Source organism: Actinoalloteichus sp. GBA129-24 (genome assembly GCF_001941645.1).
Taxonomy (GTDB): Bacteria; Actinomycetota; Actinomycetes; order Mycobacteriales; family Pseudonocardiaceae; genus Actinoalloteichus_A; species Actinoalloteichus_A fjordicus.
In genome coordinates this window covers 179318-203937 of the sequence record NZ_CP016077.1, presented here as the reverse complement: position 1 = coordinate 203937, position 24620 = coordinate 179318, and the positions used below count along the sequence as shown (strand labels likewise).

Sequence of the window (24620 nt, the reverse complement as noted above, 5' to 3'; positions counted from 1 at the left end):
CACGTGACAGATCGGGCCGAGAGGAGGTGTCCATGAGACCAGGGAGACCACGCCTGGCCTTGTGTGATGACCTCAGCGGCGCAGCTGAAGCGGCACTCGCCCTGAGCGGCGGTCACGATGAACCCTCGGTGCGGCTCGCGCCACCGGTCGGCAATATTGCGCGTTTCGCGCAAGATCTCGCGGCCGAGGGGTCCACTGCGACGGGGCCGTGTGCGATCGACCTCGACATCCGACAGTCCACTCCGGACGAGGCCCGGTCGGCCGTCGGCGCCCTGACCCCGCGTTCCGGACCGCTGTTCCTCAAGATCGACTCGCTGCTGCGCGGAAACGTCGCACCGATGGTCTGGGGCCTGCGCGATCGACGCGACAGCCTCATCGTCTGCACGCCCGCGCTGCCGGCCGCAGGTCGGGCCACCGTCAACGGCCGAGTGGTGTTCGCCGCACACTCGCCCGTTCCCGGACCGGGAGAACCGCGCCCCTCCTCGATTCAGGAGGCGCTCGGCGAGCTGCCGACCGACCGATTCGGCCTCGACACGGTCCGCTCAGCCGGACTCGTCGCAGGCCTGGCCGAAGCCGCCAGGACCCGACACATCGCGGTGTGCGACGCGGAGACCGACGCCGACCTCGATCTGATCGCCGCCGCCTGCGCAGGCGTCCCCGACGTGATCGCCGTCGGGTCGGCAGGCCTGGCGGCGGCGTTCGGCAGGCTCCGGTCCGCAGCCGAACCCGATCCCGCGCCCGTGCGCGCCTGCGGCGACAGCCCGGCCGCCCGTCCCTCGGCCGCCGTCCTGGTCGTCGTCGGCTCCGCCGAGCCCGGCGCGCGCAGGCAGGTCGAGATCCTCGAGCACGCGGGCGCGGCGGTCGTCCTGGTCGATCCGACGACCCGACGCGAGACCGGCTCGTGCGTCCGAGCACGGCTCGACCACGGCTGCGTCGTGCTCGCCGTCCGGCAGGCGGCGGTCGCGCCCGACGAGATCGACCCCGGATCGGGCCGGCTGATCACCGACCACCTCGCCGCGATCGTCCGAAGCGCGCTGGCGGAGCACGACACGCCGGTCCGCCTCGCGCTGACCGGCGGCGAGACCGCCCGCCGGGTGCTCGACGCCCTCGGCGTGACCCGCCTCGATCTGCTCGGCCAGGTCCATCCGGGCGCCGTGCACGCACGCACCGACACCCACCACGAGATCGTGACCCGTCCCGGCAGCCACGGCGGCCCGGACAGCCTGCTCACGATCGCCCGTCATCTTCGTCATACCGATCATCAGGAGGACCCGTGAGCTCCCCAACGCCCGTGATCGCCATCACCATGGGGGATGGAGCCGGCATCGGCCCAGAGGTCGTCGTCGGCGCGCTCGCCACCCAGACCGTGTACGAACGGTGCCGCCCGCTGGTGATCGGGGACGCGCAGCGCCTGCGTGACGCCGCCCGGCTGATGGACGCACAGGTCGAGGTGGTCGCGGTCGAGTCGGTCGACGACGCCCGGTTCACCCCCGGTCGCATCGACGTCATCGACCTGGGGCTGCTTCCTGCGGACCTGCCCTGGGGCGTGCTGAGCGCGACCGCGGGCGACGCCGCCTACCAGTACATCCGGACCGCCTCCGAGCTGGCGCTGGCGGGAAAGGTGCAGGCGATCTGCACCGCGCCGCTGAACAAGGAGGCCCTGCACGCCGCAGGTCACCTCTACCCCGGCCACACCGAGATGCTCGCCGCGCTGACCGGGACCGAGGAGGTGTCGATGATGCTCTCGACGCCGAAGGTCAAGGTCATCCACGTCACCACCCACATCGGCCTGATCGCCGCCATCGCCAAGATCGAGCCCGGCCTGGTCGAGCGGACGGTCCGCCGAGGCCACGAGGCGATTCGCGCCTCCGGCGTGGACAGCCCGGTGATCGGCGTGTGCGCGATCAACCCGCACGCAGGCGAGAACGGCCTGTTCGGCGAGGGCGAGGAGGAGGAGAAGATCGTGCCCGCCCTGGAGAGGCTGCGTGCCGACGGCATCGACGCGCGCGGACCGCTCCCCGCCGACACCGCCTTCTTCCTGGCAGGCCGTGGCGACTACGACCTGATCGTGGCGATGTACCACGACCAGGGCCACGGGCCGGTGAAGGTGCTCGGCATCGAGGCAGGCGTCAACATCACCGTCGGCCTGCCGGTGATCCGCACCTCGGTGGACCACGGCACGGCCTTCGACATCGCGGGTACCGGCACCGCCGAGGTCGGTAGCATGATCGAGGCGCTACGCCAGGCAGCCGACCTGGCGCCGGTCGCCGTCAGCTGAGAGGGACGAGCGCGTGCCCCGTGATTCCGAGCTCCGTCGGGAATCCATCGTCCAGATGGCCACCAACGGCCTTGCCAACGTTGACGAGCTCTCCGCGCACTTCGGCGTCACCGCGTCGACCATCCGCCGCGATCTCGCCCAGCTCGAACGATCCGGGGCACTCGCCCGCACCTACGGCGGCGCGATGGCGCTCGTCGCGCATCCCGAGTCCAGCCTGCGCCAACGGGTCGGCGAGCAGTTCGAGGCGAAGCGGGCCATCGCGCGCTGGGCGGCAAGCCGGATCGGCGCCGGGGAGACGGTGCTGCTCGATGCGGGCACCACCACCGGCGCGCTCGCGCACGAACTGCACTCGGTTCCCGCGCTCACCGTGGTCACCACCGGGATGACCGCCCTGCAGGAACTCGCCGTCTCCGACACGGTGACGGTGGAATGCCTCGGCGGCGTGCTCCGGCCGAGAAGCCTCGGCTTCATCGGGCCGCTCGCCGAGGCCGCATTGGAACGCCGCACCTTCGACCGGGTCTTCCTCGGCGCCGACGGCGTCACCGCGCAGGAGGGCATCTGCGAGGCCGACATCCGGCAGACCCGGCTCAAAGAGCTCATGGCCCGTCGCAGCGACCGCGTCTACCTGCTCGCCCACGGCGCCAAGATCGGCCGACGACCCTTCCACGCCTGGGCTCCGATGCCCTCGCAATGGACGCTGGTGACCGACCTCTCCGCGCGGGAGGCCGACCTCGAGCCGTTCCGCGACAGAGGAGTGACCGTAGTGGTCGCCGATGCCGATGGTGTCGCCGTCCCGGCACGCGGCGAAGCGGGTCGCACCGACCGGAGGCAGGCCGCCGAGCCTGCGGAACAGGTCGACTGACCGTCCCGGCCGTCGACTCGCCGGAGATCCGCCGAGCCTCCCGGATCGGCGACGGGCCGCGATCCGACCGATCGGCCTGGGCGCGAACGGCGCGTCGCCGGCGAGACGGGTTCTCGGCTGGGCCGATGCCGAGCCTCGGCCTTCGACGGCTCGGCACCGCATCCTGCCCCGGCGGGAGACCGATTCCGGGGGAACGACGTCTGCTCCCCTGGGCCTGGTGATCTCCGCACCTCTCATCGTGGGCAAGGAGTCCGGCTGGTCGACGCCGGAGCGCCGGGGCAGGGCCCTGCCGACGCGACCGGTACTACAGCCCGACCGAACGCCGCAGGATGTCGCCCAGCTCCCCCTCGTAGGAACTGTCCAGCGCACTGACGACGCCCTCGAACGGGCCGGGCCCGTACTTCAGTCTGCTGACGTGGTTCTCCGGCAGAAGCACGCGATCACCCAGCTTCAAGGCAGGCGTTCCCCGCCAGCAGTACGCATTTCCGCCCACCTCGACGATCTGGTGTCCCTGGGCCTGTCGGGAGCGCCTGCCCCCGTCGAGTCGACGTCGGGACTCCGCGAGATCCTGCCGCAGGCGCTCGACCACGCCCTTCATCGATCGCGAACCGGAGTCCTGTCCGGCGGAGAACCCCTCCCGCCAGCCGCGTCCGTACGCCGCCGCGAGCGCCCGGTCGTGTTCGTCGGCGTGAATTCCACACGCGAGGTCGTAACCGTGCAGCCTCGACCGACACGGCCGCCCGGATCGGGTGGGCTGCCCACACGTGCGGAGGTCGAACGACTGGTCGCGCATGATGCACCGTCCTCCAGGTCGCTGCGGCGGCAGAGACCGAGTACTCCGCGCACTCGGTCCGGTGAATCCTCGCCACGCTGTGCATCGCAATCCCGTGTCAGCGCGTTGCAATGCAACCCCAGAGTGTGATCACAGTCCACCGATCGGCCCAGTACTGGGGCCCAAGCAACGCCCGGTCCCGTCGGCACGGACCCGCCAGTCACACCCGACGACCTCCGGCCACGCCCGAGCGCTGCCCGCGTCCGCCGCGCACTGCGGAGCGAGCCGGTTTCCCGAGCGCGCCGAACGTACGGCACGCCCGGCCTGCGTAGACCCGAGCGCGCGGAACCACACCGCCAGGAGGGGGTCCGGCGCCCGCCCGCCGAACACGCGACCGGGCCCCGGCATGAATCGCCGAGGCCCGTTCCGTGTCATCTCACCGCCCGGGTCATCCCGACGGACGGCCCCGACTGCTCACTCGCCCGCCTGCTCATCCGCGCCGGGCTTCCTGCGGCGCGTCAGCACCAGTGCCGTTCCACCGCCCGCCAGCAGGACCACTGCGGCGACCACCAGCCACACCGTGCCCGCCGCGCCGGTGTTCGCGAGCCCGGTGGCTCCGGCGAGGGCGGGCGGCTGGGTGCCGGGCGCCCCGCCGGGCGGCGTGGCCTGGTCGACCGGTTCCTCCCCGTCCGCCCCGTCGTCGTCGCCACCACTACCTCCGGAGCCGTAGTACTCCTGTTCCTCGGCGGCGTCGATCTCGGCATCACCGGACAGCGGCCGGAACCGGACGATCTGCGGATCGTGGTCACTCGCCTGGTCGGCGAACTCGGCGTTGATCCGCACCGGGTCGTAATCGGCCCGGGTCGACAGGTTTCCGCTGACCAGCAGGTGATCCAGCGCCTGAGAGTTCCCGTCGAAGACGTACCCGTAACGCTCGGTCGCGGGCAGGCCGTTCATCGGGTTGATCAACACGTCGGACTCGGTGAGGGTGCCGAGCACCGGGGAGAACTGGAAGTCGTTGAGGTCCCCCACCACCAGCACGTTCGCGGCCGGGTCGACCCGGGCCACCTCGTCGACGAAGCCTCGGACCGCCGCAGCCTGCTCCAGCCGCTGCACCTCCGACGATCGGTTCGGCGGCTGGAAGCGGCCGTGCAGGGCCTGATCGCCGCCCTTGGAGGCGAAGTGGTTGGCGACGACGAAGACGTTGCGATCCTCGAATTGGAACTGCCCGACCAACGGCTTGCGGCTGTCCGCCCAGGCCGCGTCGGCCGGATCGATCCGACCCGGCGAGACGCTGAGCGCCGCACGATCGTCCTCGTCGGTGGTCACCGCGACGGCGGTGTCGGCGTCGCCGCCCGGCGTGTCCACGAAGGACACCCGCTCCGGATCGAAGAGGAAGGCCACTCGGATGTTGCCGCCGGGCTGTCCGCCGTCCTGCTTGTCGTTCGGGTCGATCTGGCGCCACTCGTAGTCCGGCCCGCCTGCCGCCACGATCGCCGCCGCGAACTGATCCAGCGTCGCCGCCGCGCTGACGACGCCGTCGTCCGTCGGACCGCTGTCGTCCTGGATCTCCTCCAGAGCCACGATGTCGGGCGAGGCCAGGTTCTCGACCACGCCCGAGGCGAGCCGGTCGAACTTCTCCTGGTCGTCGGCGGGCGAGAGGTTCTCGACGTTGTACGTCGCCACCGCCAGCTCCCAGGACTCGGCGGACCTGGTGACCTCCCTGGTCAGTCCGCCCGAGACGTGCTCGCCGAGGCTGGTGGCCCTGATCAGATAGCCGCCGTACTGCGAGTAGTACAGCGGTCCCTCGGTGACGCCCGCCAACTCGTCGCCGACGTCGGCGATCGGAAAGGCCCGCTCGTCGGAGGGGATGAGCGACTCGATCTTCAGCCTGCCCGTGTTGGCGTCGTCGTAGCCCTGGTAGACCGTCCCGCCGCGCTCGCTGCGGTTCTGGTCCGGCTTGGTGGTCACCCACAGCGCGGAATAGGCGTCGGTCGGGCCGACCACGGGCGCGTCGACGACCCGGACGACCATGCTCTCCCGCGAGGCGTAGAAGTCGAGCGCGTACTCGGCGGGCTCCAGTTCCAGCCCTTCGATGTCGCCGCCCGAGGACGGTGCCTGCGCGAGCGGCACGGCATCGGCGTCCAGCAGTTCGGCCTCGGGCAGCGGGTTTCCGCCGGAGAGCACCGTCCACCGTGCCGCGGCGAGCTGGGTGATCGACTGGGCGGCGCCTGCCTGGCCGCCTGCCCGGTACTCGTCGACCCGGCCGGAGACCAGGATCTCGTCGCCGACCGCGACGTCCGGCGTCGTGTCACCGGTGAAGACGAAGAGGCCCTCGCTGGTCCGTTCGTCGCCGTCGCCGTCGACGTCCTGGAACCAGAAGCCGCGGGCCGAGCCGACGGAGCCGACGGCGGTGACCACTCCCGGCACGCCCTCGACCTCGTCACCGAGATGCGGCGAGGTACGGGTGACGCCCTGGATGTCGTGGATTCGGAGCTCGCCCGGCTCCTCGGGGCCGGGCGGCACCTCCGGCTCCTCCGCCTCGCCCGGCGCCTCCCCTGCCGAGTTCACCGGCGCAGGCGTGCCGACGGTGAAGTCGGCGGCGTTGTCGTCGGTGTCGGTCAGCTCGGCGTCCCGCCTCACCGACGAGGTGTTGTTCGTCGCGGGTGCGGGCGTGCCCTCCCGGACCTCGGCCGAACCCCAGCCCACCAGATCGACGATCCGCTCGTCCTCGGCGCAGTCGGCAACGGTGCGGCAGGTGAGCGGCTCGACGTCGCTCACCAGGGCGACGGTGCCGGTGCTCGCCGACATCGGGATCGAGCCGACGGCGTCCGGTGCGGGCAGCTCCACCGATCCGCCCGCACCCCGACTCTGGGCGATTAGGAAGCGGCCGCCCGCTTCCACGCTGCCGGTGAGCGAGGTGACCTGCCATCGGGACGTCGGTCCGGGCGAGGCGGTCAGGTATTGCACGCTCCAGTCGTCCACCGCCACCTCGGCGGCCCCTCGATTGCCGAGGGTGACGAAATCGGTGGTCAGGGTGGCCCCGGAATTGCCGCCGCCGCCGTAGACCTCGGCGATCACGACGTCGACCGACTGCGCCGAGGCGACCGGCACCAGCGCGAGGCCCGCCGCGACGGCTAAGCCTGCCGCCGCGCCCACGCAGGCTCGGCGCCGAGACCGGCGCCGGGATGAAGACAAGAGACTCACTCGATCCTCCCAATCGGGGAGGAGCCGGGGCACCGCCAGACGTGCGGCGGCCGACGGCCTGGCTCCTAGGGGTCGAGGAATCTTCACCCTTGCGAGTGAACGCGAGGAAGACTACGCAGAAACTGATGCACCGGCCGCTACCGGATCGTTGTGATCAAGTCACGAACAATGCCGATGACCTGGCGCGGCGACGCCCGGGCGGCCCCGCATGCGGTTCCGGACAGCAGCGCAGGGACTCAACCGGGCAGGGCGAGGCAGCGGGCAGTCTCTTCGACGCCGCCGAGGTCGACCGGCACCGCGTCGAGCAGGCGAAAGCCGTACCGGGTGTACAAGGCGACGGCCGCTCTATCGCGAGCGATCACGTCGAGCACCGGATGGAGTCCGTGTCGACGCGCGTGGGCGCAGGCCGCGTCGAGCAGCAGCGCCCCGACACCCCGGCCTCGGGCGGCGGGCGAGACGAAGAGCCTGCTGATGCCTGCCGGGCGCGCGCCGGACGGGCCCACGTGTCGGAGCCAGGCCCGCCCCGCGATCTCCTCGTCCGCAGCGACCAGCGCGACATGGCCGAGCAGTTCATCCGCAACGGGCCCGCACGCCACCCAGGAGCCGAGGAGCAGCCCCGGCGACCGCACCCAGCCGGCCGGGTCCTTAAGAGCCTGTCTTTGATCCTCCTCCGTCGTGAGCGGGGATCAGCGTGGATGAGCTGCAAGGCGGAGGAAGGAGACATAACGGAGTTATGTTGACTGACGACAACGCCGCAGATCGCCGCGCTGGCCCCGCGCAACAGGAAAGTGGGGATTAAAGTCAGGCTCTGAGGCCACACCGTCGGATAGCCGTCGGCACGGTGCACGTCCGCCAGCATCGTCACGCAGCCGTCGAGATCCGCAGATCGTCGGGTCCGGATCAGAACCTCGCCGCCCTTTCGACGACGAACGGCTACTGCAGTTCTTCGACCAGTTCGCAGGTGTGGGCGACCGGGTCAAGTCCGTTGGCATGCGTCGCCAGCCGTTGCAGCAGGGTGCGGAAGAGTGCGGCGTCCTCGCCCAACGCGCCGAGCACCCGCAGCTCGACATGCCGCAGCGCTGCCTGTCGGTCCGTCCACAACGCACGGCCCTTCGGCGTCGCGACGACTCGGCGGCTGCGCCGATCCGCCGGGTCCGGCTGGCGTTCGACGAGGTCCATCTTCTCCAGGTCGTCGATCAGATACGTCAGCACGGTCCGATCGATGCCGAGCTGAGCCGCCAGCGCGCCCTGGTTGCCTCCGAGGTCCTGCACTGCCGAGGCCAGTACCTGGTGACCGCGCGGGCCGCCGGGAATGTCCTCCAGAACGGCGTGGGCCGCCTTCACATGCGAGCGGAAGACGACGCCGAGCGCCCAGCCCAGGTCGTCTTCGAGCGCGGCATCGCACGCGTCATCGCGAGCCGGTTCCGCTGCGGCAGGAGTCGCCATGAGAGCCAGCTTACCCCCGCGAAGGCATCCATCTGATGGGAATATGTTCTGCGTAGGATAACGTCTGATAGACAACACATCTGCACAGCAGATCAATCTCGATGACCTAGGAGCCGTCCATGTCCCTGTTCCGTCTCGATGCCAGCATCCGTCCCGAGGGCTCGGTGACCAGGGAGATCGCCGACGCCGCACAGAGCGTCTGGCAGGACGCCAGGCCGGGCCTGCCCGTCGTGCGGCGCGACCTCACCGCCGACCCGATCCCCTCGGACGTGTGGGCCTCGGCCGCCCTGTCGGGCTTCGTGCCCGTCGAGGAGCAGAGCGCGGACCAGCGGGCGGCCCGCGCGCTGGCGACGACGCTGGCCGACGAACTCGTGGCCGCCGAGGCGTACCTGTTCGCCGTGCCGCTCTACAACTACGGGGTGTCGCAGCACTTCAAGACGTGGGTCGACCTGATCCTCACCGACCCGAGGCTCGGCCCCGGCGGCGAGGAGGCCATCGCGGGCAGGCCCGCCGTGCTCATCACCGCACAGGGCGGCGGCTACGGTCCTGGGACGCCCAAGGAGGGCTGGGACCACGCCACGCCGTGGATGGTCCGTGCCCTGTCCGACGTCCTCGGGCTCGACCTCCAGGTCAGCGCTGCGGAGCTCACCCTCGCCGAGGTCACCCCCGGTATGGAGGGGCTCGTCGACATGGCCAAGGCGTCCCGCGACGCCGCACGCGACCTGGCTCGCACCCACGGCCGTTCGCTGGCAGACCGGATCGCAGGCGCGTCCGTCTGACGTGTGAGACACCACCCGCCAGCCGAAGGAGAGACAGATGACCGACTACGGGCACGACCTGCGCTTCGGGACGTTCCTCACCCCGAACGCCGGGCGGGCCGTCCAGGTCGTCCAGCTTGCGCAGCTCACCGAACAGGTCGGACTCGACCTGGTGACGGTGCAGGACCATCCGTACCAGTCGAAGTTCCTGGACGCCTGGACGCTCCTCTCGGTGATCGCCGCAGGCACCGAGACACTGCGGGTGGCGCCCAACGTCGCGAACCTGCCGCTGCGACCGCCCGTGGTGCTGGCCCGCAGCGTCGCGAGCCTGGACATCCTCAGCGGCGGGCGGGTGGAGCTCGGCCTCGGCGCGGGCGGATCGGGCGAGGCGATCGCCTCCATCGGCGGCCCCACGCTCGGCGTCGCAGAGCGGGTCACCGCCCTGGAGGAGGCGATCGAGATCATCCGAGGCATCTGGGCGCCGGAGGGCGGCCGGGTGCGGGTGGCGGGCAGTCATCACCGGGTGCCCGGCGGGCGGTCGGGGCCCGCGCCCGCCCATGACGTCGGGATCTGGCTCGGCGCCTACAAGCCTCGGATGCTGCGGATGACCGGCCGACTGGCCGACGGCTGGCTCCCCAGCAGCCCCTATGCCGCGCCGGAGACCCTGTCGGCGATGAACACGGTGATCGACGAGGCCGCGGTCAAGGCGGGCCGATCACCTGCGGAGATCACCCGGCTCTACAACATCGCGGGCACCTTCGGACGCGACGACGGCACGTTCCTGCACGGACCGGCATCGGTCTGGGCCGAGCAGCTGGCCGAGCTCACGCTCACGGAGGGGATGAGCACCTACATCCTCGCTACCGACTCTCCGGAGGAGATCCGCCGGTTCGCCGCCGAGGTTGTCCCCGCCGTGCGCGAACTCGTGGCAGCCGAACGCACCCTCGTCCGATCGTCGTCGGACGGCCGGGCGCCGGGCGGACCCGACAGCGGGCGGGGTGACGGAGGCGACGCCGCACGAACCGAGCACACCCCCGTGCGCGACTCGGCGCCGCCGAGGGCGACCCCGCCCGCCCGCGCCTCCTCGGGCGGCGGCCTCGCCGTCACGCCCACCCCGGACGACGGCGTCCGGTACAGCAGCCGCAGTGCCTGGGACGAGTCGACCAGGCCGACCGGGCCCGCACCCGATCCTGACCGGCGCTACACCGCGCACGAGCAGGCGGCGGGCAGGCATCTCGTCGACGTGCACGACCACCTCCGCCAGGAGCTCGCCCAGATTCGCGACCTCGTCCAGCAGGTCGCGGCGGGAACGCTGGACGCAGGCAGCGCCCGGTCGCACATCAACACGATGACGATGCGGCAGAACAACTGGACCCTGGGCGTCTACTGCGAGTCGTACTGCCGGGTCGTCACCACGCATCACACCCTCGAGGACGTGAGCGTGTTCCCGCACCTGCGGAAGGCGGACCCCCGGCTCGCCCCGGTCATCGACCGGCTGAAGGAGGAGCACCACGTCATCCACGACGTGCTCGAAGGGCTGGATCGCGCGCTGGTCGCCTTCGTCGCCGATCCGGCGAACGGAATGAAGAACCTCCAGGCCGGTGTCGATCTGCTGACCGACACGCTGCTGTCCCATCTGTCCTATGAGGAACGCGAACTCGTGGAGCCGCTGGCCCGCCTCGGCTTCACCTGATCTCGTCCGCCTCGGCGAGGCAGCACGTCGGGCGGGCTCGATCGTTCACGCACCGTCGAGGCCGGCCCGGTCGCCCGCTGCGAAGCGGGCGGACACGGCGGCTAAGGGTCTCGGAAGTCGGCAGGGGGCGATCACGAGCCTGGCCGCCGCACTGGTCGAGCAGTGGAGCACGCTCGGCAGAGGCGAGTCTCCAGACCCAGACTGAGACCTGACGACGAACGCCGGGTGAGTCAGTATCGACTCACCCGGCGTTCTGCCTGTTCACGAGCGGTAGCGGTGGGATTTGAACCCACGGAGGGGGTAAACCCTCACACGCTTTCGAGGCGTGCTCCTTAGGCCGCTCGGACACGCTACCGTGCGCCAGAATAACGAACTCCGATGCTCGCATCGACACGGGGGGCCGTGATCACATCCTGCGGCGGTCAGCGCCAGGCCCGCAGTGCGTCGGCCAACCGACTCCGCGCCCGGCAGAGCCTGCCCCGCACGGCCTGTTCGTCGAGGTCCAGCAGCCGTGCGGTCTCGGCGTGCGAGGCGCCGTCGACCTCGATGAGCAGCCACACCGCTCGCTGCGGCGAGGACAGGGCGCCCACCGCGCCCCCGAGGTCACGAAGCTGCGCGCTGGCCTCCGCTCTCCGCTCCGGCTGCGCCCAGCATCGATTCCCGTCCAGCCAGGACACGACGCCCTGCTCCGGCAGCTCGGCATACGGCTCGGTGCGACGTCGACGCCGCAGACGCAACACCTGAAGACACTGCCGTTGCGTAATGCGGAACAACCAGCCCCCGATCGCCTCGGGCTCGACGAGGCAGGCGAGCTTCCGCCAGCAGATCAGGAACACGTCCTGAGTGACGTCCTCGGCCTCGGTCCGATCCCCCAGCATCCGCAGCGCGAGCCCGAACACCTGGCCGGAATGCCTGCGCAGCAGCACGGCGAACTCCGCGTCGGTCAGTCCCGATCGTCCGCTGCCCCTGGCCGACTCGCCAGCCGGGTCGACCCCGTCGCAGGCAGGAAGATCCGTTGCCGCGCCGCCCCGATGCTCGGCCATCTTCGCCCACCCCCGAGGTCGCGCACAGAAAGGCCCGCCCCACCGTCGTGGGACGGGCCTCATGGTGGCAGCGTCGCAGCGTGCTCGCCGGGCGAGATGCGCACGCGGCGTTCGGCTCAGCGGCGCGAGAAGCGATCTCGGCGCCGAACCGTGGTCACGCGCGGCAGGCGATCACCATGCCGAGCGACTCAGCGGTTGCCACCGTCGAACTTGCCCTTGACGTCGTCGACGACGCCCGCAGCCTTGTCCTTGGCCTCCTGGCCGGTCTTCTTGGCCTGGCCCTCCAGTTTGTCCCGCTTACCCGAGTTCTCCAGGTCTTCGTTGTTCGTGGCTCGACCCAAGGCCTCCTTCGCCTTGCCCGCAGCCTCCTGAGCCTGGTGCTTGGCCTTGTCGAACACGCTCATCGGGTGACTCCCTCGCTCGAATCGCGGTTTAGGCCTCGGCGCCGGGTGACGCCCGCCTCTGCCTCTCGGGTGCCCAAGCGAGGAGACCGCATCACGAAGATGTGAAATTCGTCACCAATTAAGCCCGCCTGCGGTCGGCGAAGAACCGGTCCAGCAGCGCGGCGCACTCCGACTCCAAGACCCCGCCCACCACCTCGGGCCGGTGATTGAGCCTGCGGTCTCGCACCACGTCCCACAGGGACCCGGCCGCACCGGTCCTCGGCTCCCATGCGCCGAAGACGAGCCTGCCGATCCGCGCCGCGACCACCGCCCCCGCGCACATCGCGCACGGCTCGACGGTGACCGCCAGCGTGCACTCCGCCAGCCGCCAGCCGTCGCCGTGCGCCTGAGCCGCGGCACGCAGCGCGAGGATCTCCGCGTGGGCGGTGGGGTCGCCGGTCGCCTCACGTCGGTTACGAGCGACCGCCAGCAGCCTGCCCCGCCCGTCCACCACCACCGCCCCGATGGGGACGTCACCGGTCTCGGCCGCGCGGGCGGCCTCGGCGACGGCCAGTCGGATCAGTTCTCGATCTGACTCGCGCTCGTAGAGCTCAGACACTCTCCCGGTTCTCCAACGCGGTGCCGAGCTGGGTCGCGAAGCCGCAGCGCTGAGCGATCATCATCAGCTGATCGTCGGGATAGGCGTCCTCCTCGACGATCACCGTCATCTCGCCGTCGGACAAGCCCAGGTCCGCGAGGATCGAGAGGTCGCCCTCCGGCCAGAGCTCCTCGTCATCCTCGTCGGGGAGGTCGACCCTGAGCAGGTCGAGGACGTCCGCCGCGATGTCGTAGTCGAGGGCTGCGGTCGCGTCCGAGAGCAGCATCGACACGCCGCCGGGAGCAGGACGCAGCAGGATGAAGAACTCGTCGTCGACGTTCAGCAGTGCGAATGCCGCGCCCGTCGACCGCGTGTTGCGCAGCTCCGTGATCGCCGTGTCCAGGTCGAGCAGGGCCGACTCGGGCATCCGGATGCACCGCCATTGGCCGTCTTCCCGAAGCACCGCCACGGCGGTGCCCTGGATCGGCTCCTGCACCGACATGACACCACGGTATGCCCACCCGGCGTCACACGAAAGCACCATCGGTCCTAGACAACCCGGACGGGGACCACGCCGATCGGCCGAGGACGGGTACTGGACGAGCCGACCGGGGCGCCACCTGCGACGACCGCCGTCACGGCCTCGCGACGCCGCCGGGCCCGGCTGGTCGAGGGCAGCCGAGACGACGGTCGTTCGCCGGGTCGAATGTGGGTTCCCTTCACACAACGCCCGCGAACGGGGGAAGATGACCGGCGTGCCTGCGGTGTGTGTGATCGGACTCGGGTTGATCGGCGGATCGGTACTACGAGCCGCCGACGCGGCGGGCTGGCAGGCCTACGGGGCGACCGCCTCGGCTGCCGACGCCGAGGCCGCTCGCAGCGAGGGTTTCGACGTCGCCGCCGATGTCGACGAGGCGCTCCGCCGTGCGTCGAGCGACGACGCTCTGCTGGTCATCGCCGTCCCGCTGACCGCGCTCGACACGGTCCTGCGCCAGGTCGCCCGGTTCGCGCCGCACTGCGGACTGACCGACGTGATCAGCGTGAAGGGGCCGGTGGCGGCCGGTATCGAGGCCAGACTGCCCGAGGCACCCTACGTCGGTGGTCATCCGATGACGGGCAGTTCGGTGTCCGGCTGGGCAGGCGGCTCCGCCGAGCTCTTCCAGGGCGCGCCCTGGCTGCTGGTGACCGAGGACGACACCGACCGCGCCCACTGGCTGCGCACGGCCCGCCTGGCCCTGGCCTGCGGCGCGGAGGTCGTCGCTGCATCGGCCCGCGAACACGATGCGGCCGTCGCGCGCATCTCCCATCTCCCGCATGTCCTGGCCGCCGTGCTGGCCTCGGTCGGCAGCGGCGGCGGCGGGCTCGCGATGAGCCTGGCGGCGGGCTCCTTCTTCGACGGCACCAGGGTCGCGGGCAGCAGGCCCGCCCTGGTCCAGGCGATGTGCGAGGGCAACCGCGACGAACTGCTCGCCGCGATCGACGACGCGCTGGGCAGACTCGGCGTCGCGCGCGGCTCGCTGGCCACGACCGGCTCGCTGGCCGCCACGATCAATCACGGACACCTGTCGCGAACGCAGTGGATCGAGTCGAAGACCCTGCCCACCGGCGAGTTCCAGGTGCAGTTCCTCGATCCCGACGCACCGGCCGAGCTACGTGCCCTCGGCGAGGCGGGCGGGCGGGTGCGCACCGTCCACGGGGACGTGCTTCGAGGAGTCCTCCCCCGGCGAGACTGACGAGATCCGGTGAGCTGATGCGTCTACGTCCCGTAGTCCTCCTGCCGATCGCGGCCCTCGTGGTGCTGGGCGGTGCCGTCTTCCTGCTTCGCGATCAGGTGGACGCCGTCTCCGCGCCGTCGTGGGACAACACCAACCCGCTGATCGCCGAGCAGGCCGAGGCGGTCGACTACCGGCCGGACCACCCGGCTCCGGCTCCGCCGGACTCGCTGGAGATCGACTCCTGGGATGCCGAGAGCCTGCGAGTGCGCTGGGGCTCGGCACTGCCCGGCGGCGGCGACCCGGCTGCGGCGAGCGGCTACGAGCTGGGCTGGAGCGGCGGCGGACAGACGGGGCAACTGCTCGTCGCCTCCCCCGCCGCCGAGATCCGTGATCTCGACCCGCAGACCCCGTACGCCGTCGAGGTCCGGTCGGTGAACGCGCTGGGCGAGCGATCGGATCCGGTCCGTGCCACCGCACGCCCGGCCGAGGCGCACCGCGAGACGCACCTGGCGGGCCTCGCCGTCACCCATGACTTCGACGAACACACCCTCGACGGCGACCATTGGCAGGTGACGAGCCTGGAGTGTCCGCCACGTCGGCTCCCCGAGGGCGGTCTCACCGGCGGGACGCCGTGCGGCAGGTCGTCGCTGCGCCATCGAGCCCCGTTCGTCCTGCAAGCACCGGACCGGGACGGCATCCGCGGCCGAATCCTGCTGCGCTCGGGCGGGGTGTCCGCGAATCACTGGATGAGCAACTCGCAGACCGTGGGGTTGTCGATCGCCTTGACCCCGCCCGGATACGGGAATCGTGGGGCGGAGTTCCTGACGGCACCGTCCGACCGGCAGGTCGATACCGCGGGCGGAATGCCACCCGGCAGCGTTGCGCTGATCCTGACCAGGGACGGGCCGAGGCTCAGCGTCGCGCCGGGACTGATGACCGAGGGGAACGACGTCGAACAGCTCGACGGCTTCTCCTCCGCCACCGGTGTCCGGAGTCTGTGGGAGCTTCGCATCGAGGACACCCGGCTGGTGGTGCTTCAGGACGGGATCGAGGTGACCAGCGTTCCGGTCCTTCTCCCGTGGGAGACGGCGGATCTCAGTCTCGCGTTCAGCAACTGGAACGGCGCCGAGCCGAGCCTCGACCTGATCGGCATGAGCGCGGTCGACGAGGACGTCCGGATGGACGTCGTGTCGATGAGCGACGTGCTGGGCGAACCGGTGCCGACGCCGGTCGAGAACAGCCCGCACCTGCTGGCAGCGGCGAATCGAGTCGAATTCGTCAGTACGCACACCGTGGAGGAGGACGGCATTCTGCACCTCGACGGCGAAGACGTGGAGCTCGAGGAGATCCCGTCGACGGAACCCGGACGAGTGTGGACTCGGGCCGACCTGCCGGTGGACACGTTGCGTGCCGATCCGGCGATCCTCACCGCCGCCTCGACCGAGGACCTGCCGCCGTTGACCGGCCTGCTCCATGTGTGGTCCGGCCCGCCCCGTCAGCCTGCTGAGGCGTACCCGCTGCATCAGGCGCCGCCGAGCACACCAGAACTGCCCACCGCGCCTGCCATGGTGCGCAGTGACGGCGAACTGATCGACATCCAGTCGCCGGGTGCGTCGGTGCCTCGGGGAGAACTGGAGATCACGATCCTCATCGACGGGCGACGCCAGGAAGGCCGGACGAGTCAAGTGCTCCCCGCAGCGGGCTTCGAGGTGCTCGCGAACGACGGCGTGCTGCTCCGGGTGCCCGCTCATGAGGACGGCCCGATGGTCGGCGGCCTGCACAGCTTCACCGTGGACGTCTCGGATCATCCGCACGACACGCTGATCCTGCGGACCTGGGTGCACGGCCTCACCGCCGGTGAACTGGAGGTCGCGCCGATCGTTCAACTGCGGCTCACCGACTGAGGATCGTGGCGCACGCCATCGGGCTCCGGTGCCCGAGGCGGACTCGGTCCGAGATCGATTCCGGCGCTGCTCGGTCCGCTGCGATGTCGGATGCCTGTCGGCTCGATGCCTGCCGGGTCCGACGACGGTGGGGCGGCTCGGCCTGCTGGACGACGGAAGCGCCCCCCGACCACGCCGGAGACCACGCCGAAGGAGCGGATGCGGCGACTCCGCCCGAGCGGGTCGAGACGCCAGCCGCCTGCTGCGCCTGGGCGCGTGATCACCCGCGAAGTCGGCTTCTCCGGGACGATGAGGTCATGCGAAGCGCACTGATCCTGGACGCCGCCCGCACCCCCTTCGGCCGTTATCGGGGTGCGCTCGCCGGCGTGCGAGTGGACGATCTGGCCGCGCTCCCCCTGGTGGAACTCCTGCGCAGACACGGAGCGGAGACGGGCGGGCCGCTCGATCCCGAGCAGCTTGACGACGTCGTGTACGGCAACACCAACGGCGCGGGCGAGGAGAATCGCAACGTCGCCAGGATGGCCGCGCTGCTCGCCGGGCTGCCTGCCACGATTCCCGGCGTCACGCTCAACCGCCTCTGCGGCTCTGGTGGCGAGTCGATCGTTCAGGCGGCCCGCGCCGTCACGACCGGCGACGCCGACCTGATGCTGGCGGGCGGTGTCGAGGGCATGAGCCGGGCACCGTTCGTCGTGCCCCGGCCGACCAGAGCGCTGCCGGATCGGCTGGAGACCGCCACCACCACCCTGGGCTGGCGGCTGGTGAACCCGAGGATGCCCGGCGCGTGGACGGTGCCGCTCGGGCTGGCAGCGGAGCAGGTCGCCGTCGGGCTGGGCATCGACCGCGCGGCGATGGATCACTACGCCCTGCGGTCGCATCGACGTGCCGTGGCCGCCTGGGACGCGGGCGTGCACGACGGATTCGCCTTCGCGGTCCGCACCCCGGACGGCGACACCGTGCGTCGCGACGAGTCGGTGCGTGCCGACACCTCCGAGGCGCAGCTCGCGGGCCTTCCGTCGGTCTTCTCGGCGGACGGCCCGGTGACGGCGGGCAACTCCGCTCCGCTCAACGACGGCGCCGTGGCGGCCCTGATCGGCACTGAGGAGAGCGCGGCGCGACTCGGGCTGACGCCGATCGGCCGGGTGCTGGGCAGCGCGGTGGCCGCCGTCTCGCCCGAAAAGTTCTCCCTCGCCCCGATCCCCGCCGTGCGCAGGCTCCTCGCCCGGCTCGACGTCGCCATCGACGACGTGGTGCTCTGGGAGGTCAACGAGGCGTTCGCCGCGATGGTCCTCTCGGTGCTGAACGGCCTGCCGGAGATCGACCCGCAGCGGGTCAACGTGCATGGTGGCGCGCTGTCCTACGGTCATCCGATCGGCGCCTCGATGTCGCGCGTGGTCGTCGACCTGTGTCGTCACCTTCAAGTGCGCGGCGGCGGACTGGGCATCGCGACCGCCTGCATCGGCGTCGGCCAGGGCATCGCGATCGCCGTCGAGTCGTGACCGGTCGGTCCGATGCCCACGCGACTGCCCCGGTCTCCTCGGCCTGCCGCCGGGGCGGGCCGGGGTACGGCTCGGCGTCCTGGGCTCTCGCCTGGTGCACGACGGCGCGAGTCGAGTCCGAGGCGGAGCCGTCGGCGTGCCGTGCTCCACAGGAGTTGGTGGCGCCGACGAACACCGCGCCTCGTCTTCTCCCGCGCGCAGGCGGCGGACCTGCTCAGATCCGGCGAGCCAGCCCAGGGTGATCGAGGGAGAAGCCGTCGGCGTCCACGACCACTTCGACCGTGTTCCCGCCCGAGGTCAGGGCCACCACCGTCGCCGTGTCGTCGGCACGGACCAGCTCGTAGCGGCGGCGCACCGGCTCCACCGCCAGATCCGGGAGGCTCACGAAGGCCATCGGCACGTCGTGCGCACCGGCCTCGGCACGCAGCCCCAACCGGTTGATCGGCATCGTGGCGAAGAGCGCCGAGCCTGCCAGGTCGATGTCGACGGCCCCGTCCAACTCCGTCCGCTCGACCCGTTGCTCACCTGCCGTGAGGTTGTCGCCGCGATCGACCAGCCAGATCCCCTCGTGAGAGTGGCTGATGGACAGGTGGCGCTCCTCTTCGGCGGTGACGGAGTGCACCAGCAGCCTGCGCACGCCGCCCCGGTCGTCCAGGTGCAGCTCGTAGGACACCGTCACCGCAGGCGCGACATCGGTGCCCGCGACGATGATCTGTCCCAGGGCACGCAGTCGCCTGCCGCTGATCAGCACGCGCGCGGACTCCAGCCTGCCTCCGTCGGCGCCCTGCCAGGTCAACATCCGAGCAGGCAGGGCGGACGGGGCGGCCTCAGCGTTCGACGAGCGGGTCCCCGGCTCGCCGGGGGCCCGCTCCGTCGTGTCAGGAATGTTCACTCTTCACCTGGGATGTAGTCCTTGCCCTTGTCGACGACCTTGTCGACCTGCTCTTCATGGCCCAGCTTGTCCTTGGCGGACTCGCCTGCCTTGTCGGCGCCCTCCCTCAGCTTGTCGCCGTGCTGCTCGCCGAGGTCCTGCGCCTTCTTCTTCATGTCGTCCAAGCCCATTGACACCCCTCCTATTTCTGGCCCGTTGCCGGGCTGTCACAGGCGAAGCGCGTGGCTCTGGAGCCGGAGAGTACCCGAATCCAAGGCCCTCCACCTATACGGATGAAGCCCGCCGGAAGCGCCCCGATCTCGTCGACGAACCACGAGCAACCTGGCCGCGCACCCCGGTACCCAATCCGCCATGGCAGGTCGCTGACCAGAGCACTCGGCCGACGCTACTCCGAAAGACCCAGGGCGCTGAGCCGAGCAGGGGACGCTCACCAGGGTGGGTAACCACGCCGCGTCAGCCAGTCGGGTCGAATGCCACGAAAGAGTGGGAAACAGAGAAAAGGGGCCGCTCCTCCGTTCGGAGGAGCGGCCCCGGATCACTCAGGTGAAGCGAACCGGCAACCGGCTCGCAACTTCACCGGTTCGGCCTAGTCGGATCAGACCTCACCGGTCTTCTTGCGACGCATCATCAGCAGGGCGCCTGCGCCGCCGCCGACGAGCACCACGCCGATGATGATCGGCAGCCAGATCGAGGCACCGGTGTTGGCGAGATCGTCCTCGTCGTTCACGCCCTCGACGTCGGTCTCCGTGGTGGGAGGCGTGGTCGTGCTGGGCGCGGGCGGGGTGGTGGTCTCGCCGGGCTCGCTGGGCGCGGGCGGGGTGGTGGTCTCGCCGGGCGGGGTGGGCTCGGTGGTGGGAGCGGCCGCGATCCACTCGGCGGTGGCCTGGCTATCGAGCTGGGTCGGAGTCGACTCCGCGACGATCAGCGACTGGGTCCGCATCTCGCGACGCGAGACCTCGTGACGGACATCGGTCCAGTTCGCGGTCTCGTCACCGATGAACAGCCTGCCCGCGTCGACCGTGGCGGTGGCGTTCGCCGTGATGGTGGCGCTGCCCTCGGCGACGTCCGCCGGGACGTCGAGGAACAGCTCGCCGAGGTCGGCGGTGGCGACGTCGCCGTCCAGGATCGCGACCGGCTCGGCGTCACCAGACCTGCTGACGAGCTGAACGCCCTCGGGGGCGTCCACGGCCAGCTCGACCGTCTCGGCGGTGGTCTCCAGGGAGAACGGGCCGACCAGGCCGCCCGCCTCGCCCTGCACCTCGGCGGGGCTGAACTGGAGGGCGGGAGCGGGCTGCTCGCCGATCCCGACGTTCGCCTCGCCGGTCAGGTAGTCGAACAGCGCGATGACGTCGGCGTCGTTGTCGCCGTCGAGCTGCGCGCCGTTGCTGTAGTGCCAGATAGCGGCCTGCGTGCCGCCGATGGCCTCCTGCTGGTCGAGATCGGTGCCCAGCTCCTCATTGAGGGCGTCCACCGGCAGGCTCGGGAAGGAGTGCTGGAGAATCCACAGCACGTTCTCCCGGTTCTCGTCGAACGTGGCACCTTCCACGTCGGTGGGGTACTGGTCCCAGGGAACCTCGACCATCGGGGCGCCGGTCTGCGCGCCCACGGTCAGCTCCACGCAGTAGGTGCGCAGGATCGTGCCGTCGTCGAGGCCGAGGCTCAGCAGGCGCGTGATCTGGTCGCCGCCCTCCTCCAGGCTCACCCGCGTTCCACGGTCGGGATCGGGGTTGGGCGCGGGGAGAAGCTCGCCGCGAGTGGCCGCGAAGGCAGGCAGCGCGGTGGTCGCCAGAATGGCCGCAGCGCCGAGAAGCGCCGCGCCGGCCTGCGCGACACGCATCCGGATTCCCATATCTCTCCTTTCGCCTGGACCTGGGGTCCAGAAACCGCCGACCGCCGGCGGAGGCGTCCTCGTCGTCGAACCGCGACATCCGCCCGACACCGACTCCACGAAGCCGACGTCCACCTGGTGTGAGAACCCAGGACTCGGACCAGATCGGGAGACAGGGTGCGTGGCGATCGCCGTCCACAATCGAGGGACACGCGGACTTTACTTCCCACCCGAATTCGCGGCAGAACGGGGGGTGCTAAGCGGGACCGCCGGGCGGCAAACCGTTGCCGTCGGTTACCGCCGATGCCCACGCGCCGAAAGCACCGCCGCAGCGCAAGCTCGAATTGAGCCGCCAAATGATAACGAACTGATAAATCCGGCGCCGCAGCTGAAACATTCCCGACGCTATCGACGATCGTCGACGAATGCGAGAGGGCGACGGGCAGACCTCCCCGGGCACCGCCACAGGCGAGAGCCGATGCGCCGTCGGCGACTGATCACCTCGTCGACCACTGCCGTTCACCACGCATCGCCTGGTCACACCCATACTGCGCAGACGGACGACTGTCGGCCCGGCAAGGGCGGGTCGGCAACCCGATACCGAATGCCACCAATGGGCCTGCGTTACAGATCCACGCCACACGTTCGGCGGGCGCTGCTTCCTGCACCGTGACGGCAGCCGGTTCCCGACGGATCATCACCCTGGCGACGGTCAACTAGAAGGATTCCGCCGACTTCGGATACGCATCATCCAAAGTTGACGAATAGCGGCCGCTGCTCCGCTGATCGGAGCAGCAGGCCGAGGTATTCGAACTCGATCAACGACTCCGATCGATCCACTCGCCAGTCACGTTTGTCGACATCGACAACCTCAGCGCCGACATCGCGGCGAGTCACCGGGCAAGCGGGGGACACCCCGCAATCGTGACGCCGCACACGTCGGCAGGCATCTGGTCGAGATCGCCTCGGGCCGGTTCAGATCATCAAGCACATCGGAAGGCGGGAGAACACCGAGATCCCGGCCACAAGATCATCCGGGGTTCGGCGGCGGCCCGAGAGCGAAGGCCCGACCATTCATGCCCGGCATCACGCGCCGAGGAATGCGAGTCGGTGATCTCGGACACCCGGCGTCGGTCGCGCGAGATTCACGGACCGGGCGGGCCCGGCGCGATTAGGCGGGACCGACATGACGCAGAACACAGTGCGATGCCCGGCGGCGGGAAGGCCTTCGACAGGGCGGCGCGATCTCCACCTGGACAGCGAGAAGCCCCCACCGACGAATCGGCGGGGGCTTCTGCTGTCTCAACCAGACGCGCGCCCGTAGGGATTCGAACCCCAAACCTTCTGATCCGTAGTCAGATGCTCTATCCGTTGAGCTACGGGCGCATGTTCAGTTGTCGGCGGTCAGGTTCAACCACCAGCGCGGAGGCTCCGGGATTTGAACCCGGGAGGGGGCTTAAACCCCCAACCGCATTAGCAGTGCGGCGCCATAGACCAGACTAGGCGAAGCCTCCCGGGACCTCGTTACCGTCTGGGCATACAGTACACAGCCCGATGGGGGAGAAGCAAAGCGGTACCCCCTTACCGCGCCGATGGCGGCTCCGACGCCAGACTCACCGGCGGCACCGAGGCCGGGACCTGCGTAGATGTCTCTCGTGCCTGACTCGCCATGCGCTCGAAGGGTTCCAGCGCCTCCGGATTGCTCAGCGCGTCCCGGCTCACCGCCCGCTCGACGGGCGTCCCCGCGAGGATCTTCTTCACCGGCACCTCGCACTTCTTGCCGTTGAGCGTCCGAGGAACGGCGGGGACGACGACGAAGAGATCCGGAACATGGCGAGGCGACAGCTCCCGGCGCAGTGCGACTCGCAGTCGGGCGACCACGTCCTCCTCGGCTGCCTCCGGCGCCAGCACCAGGAAGCACAGGAGCCTGCCCTCGGGTTCCCCCGCGCCACTGGTGTCGATGACCAGGGAGTCGAGGACACCGTCGTCGTGCTCGGCGACGCGGTAGAACTCGGCCGTGCCCATCCGCACGCCGCCCCGGTTCAGGGTCGAGTCACTGCGTCCGTAGATCACGCAGGATCCCCGGCGCGTGACGCGGACCCAGTCGCCGTGCCGCCACACGCCGGGGAAGTCCTCGAAGTACGCGGCGGAGAGTCGCGCCCCGTCGGGGTCGTTCCAGAAGGCCACCGGCATCGAGGGCATCGGCCTGGTGAGGATCAGCTCGCCCACCTCGTCCAGCACGGGGCGGCCCGCCTCGTCGAAGGACTCGACGGCCGCGCCGAGCAACGGGCCGGACAGCTCGCCCAGCCACACCGGGCGATCCGGCCAGGCGCCGATGAACGCCGTGCACAGGTCGGTTCCGCCGGACACGCTGGCGAGCTGCACCTGCGGTCCCAGCTCGCGCGCGACCCAGTCGAAGCCCTCCACGGACAGCGGGGCACCGGTCGAGCCCACCGCCCGAAGCCTGCTCAGGTCGCGACCTGCCGCCGGGTGGACGTCCTTCTTGAGACACGCCTGGAGATACCCGGCGGAGGTGCCCAGGTAGGTCACCCGATGCTTCTCGGCGAGCTCCCAGAGCCGCGCGGTGTCCGGATACGCGGGACTGCCGTCGTAGAGCACCACGGTCGCCCCGACCAGCAGGCCGGAGACCAGGAAGTTCCACATCATCCAGCCGGTGGTGGTGTACCAGAGGAACCGCTCCCCCGACCGGAGGTCGGAGTGCAGGCCGAGGGCCTTGAGGTGTTCCAGGAGGATGCCGCCGTGGCCGTGCACGATGCCCTTGGGCAGGCCGGTGGTCCCCGACGAGTAGAGCACCCACAGCGGGTGGTCGAAGGGCACCGGGTCGAACTGCGGACGTGCACCCCAGTACCGCTGCAACGCCTCCGACCATTCGATCACCGGATGCGGCTGATCAGGCAGGTCTGCCTGTCGGTCGAGACGCCGGATCAGCAGGGTGCCGCGCAGGCTCGGTATCTCGGCACGCAGCCGCCGGACCGTCTCGCGGATGTCGAACCCTCTACCGCCGTACGCGTACCCGTCCACAGTGATCAACACCACCGGTTCGATCTGCTGGAAGCGATCAGTCACCGCTCGGACGCCGAAGTCAGGCGAACAGGACGACCAGATCGCGCCGAGGCTGGCGCAGGCCAGAAAGGCGACCACCGCGTGGGCCGAGTTGGGCAGCAGGCCCACCACTCGATCACCGCGACGGACTCCGAGGTCGATCAGGTAGGCGCGAATGGCGGCGACGTGGATTCGCAGCTCGCCGAAGGTGTAGCGCTCGATCCGCCCGTCCTCGCGGGCCTCCACGATGGCCAGGTCGTTGTTCTGCCTGCCGGGACCCCGCCGCAGGGCATGTTCGGCGTAGTTCAGGGTGGCGCCGGGAAACCATCGGGCGCCCGGCATCGTCGAGTCGGGCAGGATGTCCGCAGGCTGCTGGTGGAAGCGCACCTCGAAGAAGTCCGCCACCGCACGCCAGAATCCGGCCAGGTCGGTCACCGACCAGCGGTACAGCTCGTCAGGTCCCGCAGGCGGCTGCCCGCCGTCGCCGCGCTGGTCCCACTCGGCCGCCAGCCATCGCCGGAAGCCGGCCATGGTGCTGCCTGCCGTCCGCTCCGGGTCCGGTCGCCACAGCACCCTCGGTTCGACTTCGTCTGCCGCCATAGTCAACCGTCCTAGCCGATGTCCGCTGATCCGCCAAGATCCTTCCGCCGCGACAGCGGCGACCGCAACGTCTGCCGACCGG

The 24620-nt window shown here is 70.5% G+C and carries 20 protein-coding genes and 3 tRNA genes; 8 read left to right on the top strand and 15 right to left on the bottom strand.

Features of this window, described 5'->3' with window-relative positions:
- Positions 1-32: 32 nt before the first annotated feature.
- Genes UA75_RS00905 through UA75_RS00895 form a run of 3 tightly spaced genes read left to right on the top strand, consistent with a single transcriptional unit; the run spans position 33 to position 3140 of the window.
- Positions 33-1277 (top strand): nucleotide-binding domain containing protein, encoded by a 1245-nt coding sequence (locus tag UA75_RS00905; RefSeq protein WP_075738032.1) that lies wholly within the window; start codon positions 33-35, stop codon positions 1275-1277.
- The gene (gene pdxA / locus UA75_RS00900) at positions 1274-2278 is read left to right on the top strand and encodes a 4-hydroxythreonine-4-phosphate dehydrogenase PdxA (protein WP_198042894.1); all 1005 of its coding nucleotides are present in this window, start codon (positions 1274-1276) and stop codon (positions 2276-2278) included. Before UA75_RS00905 ends, pdxA begins: the two co-directional genes overlap by 4 nt.
- A gap of 13 nt (positions 2279-2291) precedes the next feature.
- On the top strand, positions 2292-3140 hold the full coding sequence (locus UA75_RS00895) for a DeoR/GlpR family DNA-binding transcription regulator (RefSeq protein WP_083690604.1): 849 nt from the start codon (positions 2292-2294) through the stop codon (positions 3138-3140).
- A 304-nt stretch (positions 3141-3444) separates the two neighbouring features.
- Here UA75_RS00895 and UA75_RS00890 read toward each other — a convergent pair whose 3' ends face one another.
- The 4 genes from UA75_RS00890 to UA75_RS00875 form a co-directional block, all read right to left on the bottom strand.
- Complete coding sequence (locus UA75_RS00890; RefSeq protein WP_198044214.1) at positions 3445-3933, bottom strand: hypothetical protein; 489 nt, start codon at positions 3931-3933, stop codon at positions 3445-3447.
- A 453-nt stretch (positions 3934-4386) separates the two neighbouring features.
- On the bottom strand, positions 4387-7119 hold the full coding sequence (locus UA75_RS00885) for an endonuclease/exonuclease/phosphatase family protein (protein ID WP_157433923.1): 2733 nt from the start codon (positions 7117-7119) through the stop codon (positions 4387-4389).
- Positions 7120-7355: 236 nt separating this feature from the next.
- Positions 7356-7748, bottom strand: coding sequence for a GNAT family N-acetyltransferase (locus UA75_RS00880; RefSeq protein WP_075738028.1), 393 nt, complete (start codon positions 7746-7748; stop codon positions 7356-7358).
- 304 nt (positions 7749-8052) lie between these two features.
- Positions 8053-8565 (bottom strand): MarR family winged helix-turn-helix transcriptional regulator, encoded by a 513-nt coding sequence (locus UA75_RS00875; protein WP_075738026.1) that lies wholly within the window; start codon positions 8563-8565, stop codon positions 8053-8055.
- A 119-nt stretch (positions 8566-8684) separates the two neighbouring features.
- Here UA75_RS00875 and UA75_RS00870 point away from each other — a divergent pair, with 119 nt between their 5' ends.
- A complete protein-coding gene (locus UA75_RS00870; RefSeq protein WP_075738024.1) occupies positions 8685-9344 on the top strand; it encodes an FMN-dependent NADH-azoreductase in 660 nt (219 codons plus the stop codon).
- Positions 9345-9381: 37 nt separating this feature from the next.
- Positions 9382-11016: an LLM class flavin-dependent oxidoreductase gene (locus UA75_RS00865; protein WP_075738022.1), complete on the top strand. Its 1635-nt coding sequence runs from the start codon at positions 9382-9384 to the stop codon at positions 11014-11016.
- A gap of 268 nt (positions 11017-11284) precedes the next feature.
- Here UA75_RS00865 and UA75_RS00860 read toward each other — a convergent pair.
- The 5 genes from UA75_RS00860 to UA75_RS00840 all read right to left on the bottom strand — a co-directional run bounded on the left by UA75_RS00860 (position 11285) and on the right by UA75_RS00840 (position 13542).
- Positions 11285-11371: transfer RNA gene (locus tag UA75_RS00860), tRNA-Ser, on the bottom strand.
- Between the two features lie 67 nt (positions 11372-11438).
- Positions 11439-12059: an RNA polymerase sigma factor gene (locus UA75_RS00855; protein ID WP_083682826.1), complete on the bottom strand. Its 621-nt coding sequence runs from the start codon at positions 12057-12059 to the stop codon at positions 11439-11441.
- Between the two features lie 188 nt (positions 12060-12247).
- Entirely contained in the window at positions 12248-12463 is a 216-nt protein-coding gene (locus UA75_RS00850; protein WP_075738020.1) for a CsbD family protein, read from the bottom strand.
- 118 nt (positions 12464-12581) lie between these two features.
- A complete protein-coding gene (gene tadA / locus UA75_RS00845; RefSeq protein WP_075738018.1) occupies positions 12582-13061 on the bottom strand; it encodes a tRNA adenosine(34) deaminase TadA in 480 nt (159 codons plus the stop codon).
- Complete coding sequence (locus tag UA75_RS00840; RefSeq protein ID WP_075738016.1) at positions 13054-13542, bottom strand: tRNA adenosine deaminase-associated protein; 489 nt, start codon at positions 13540-13542, stop codon at positions 13054-13056. Before UA75_RS00840 ends, tadA begins: the two co-directional genes overlap by 8 nt.
- A gap of 244 nt (positions 13543-13786) precedes the next feature.
- Between UA75_RS00840 and UA75_RS00835 the strand changes: the two genes are divergently transcribed.
- From UA75_RS00835 to UA75_RS00825, 3 genes are all read left to right on the top strand, one after another.
- Positions 13787-14773, top strand: a complete 987-nt coding sequence (locus tag UA75_RS00835; protein ID WP_198042892.1) for a prephenate dehydrogenase — start codon at positions 13787-13789, stop codon at positions 14771-14773.
- 17 nt (positions 14774-14790) lie between these two features.
- Complete coding sequence (locus UA75_RS00830) at positions 14791-16659, top strand: fibronectin type III domain-containing protein (protein ID WP_075738014.1); 1869 nt, start codon at positions 14791-14793, stop codon at positions 16657-16659.
- Positions 16660-16955: 296 nt separating this feature from the next.
- Positions 16956-18155: a thiolase family protein gene (locus UA75_RS00825; protein ID WP_075738012.1), complete on the top strand. Its 1200-nt coding sequence runs from the start codon at positions 16956-16958 to the stop codon at positions 18153-18155.
- A 214-nt stretch (positions 18156-18369) separates the two neighbouring features.
- On the opposite strand, the gene UA75_RS00820 is transcribed toward UA75_RS00825, so the two are convergent.
- The 6 genes from UA75_RS00820 to UA75_RS00795 form a co-directional block, all read right to left on the bottom strand.
- On the bottom strand, positions 18370-19047 hold the full coding sequence (locus tag UA75_RS00820; RefSeq protein WP_083682825.1) for a putative glycolipid-binding domain-containing protein: 678 nt from the start codon (positions 19045-19047) through the stop codon (positions 18370-18372).
- A complete protein-coding gene (locus UA75_RS00815; RefSeq protein WP_075738010.1) occupies positions 19044-19217 on the bottom strand; it encodes an antitoxin in 174 nt (57 codons plus the stop codon). Before UA75_RS00815 ends, UA75_RS00820 begins: the two co-directional genes overlap by 4 nt.
- Before the next feature lie 425 nt (positions 19218-19642).
- Positions 19643-20896 (bottom strand): thioester domain-containing protein, encoded by a 1254-nt coding sequence (locus tag UA75_RS00810; RefSeq protein ID WP_075738008.1) that lies wholly within the window; start codon positions 20894-20896, stop codon positions 19643-19645.
- A 1292-nt stretch (positions 20897-22188) separates the two neighbouring features.
- Positions 22189-22261, bottom strand: a tRNA-Arg gene (locus UA75_RS00805).
- 37 nt (positions 22262-22298) lie between these two features.
- Positions 22299-22389 (bottom strand) — tRNA-Ser (locus UA75_RS00800).
- 67 nt (positions 22390-22456) lie between these two features.
- Positions 22457-24538 (bottom strand): acetoacetate--CoA ligase, encoded by a 2082-nt coding sequence (locus UA75_RS00795; protein ID WP_075738006.1) that lies wholly within the window; start codon positions 24536-24538, stop codon positions 22457-22459.
- Positions 24539-24620 lie beyond the last annotated feature (82 nt).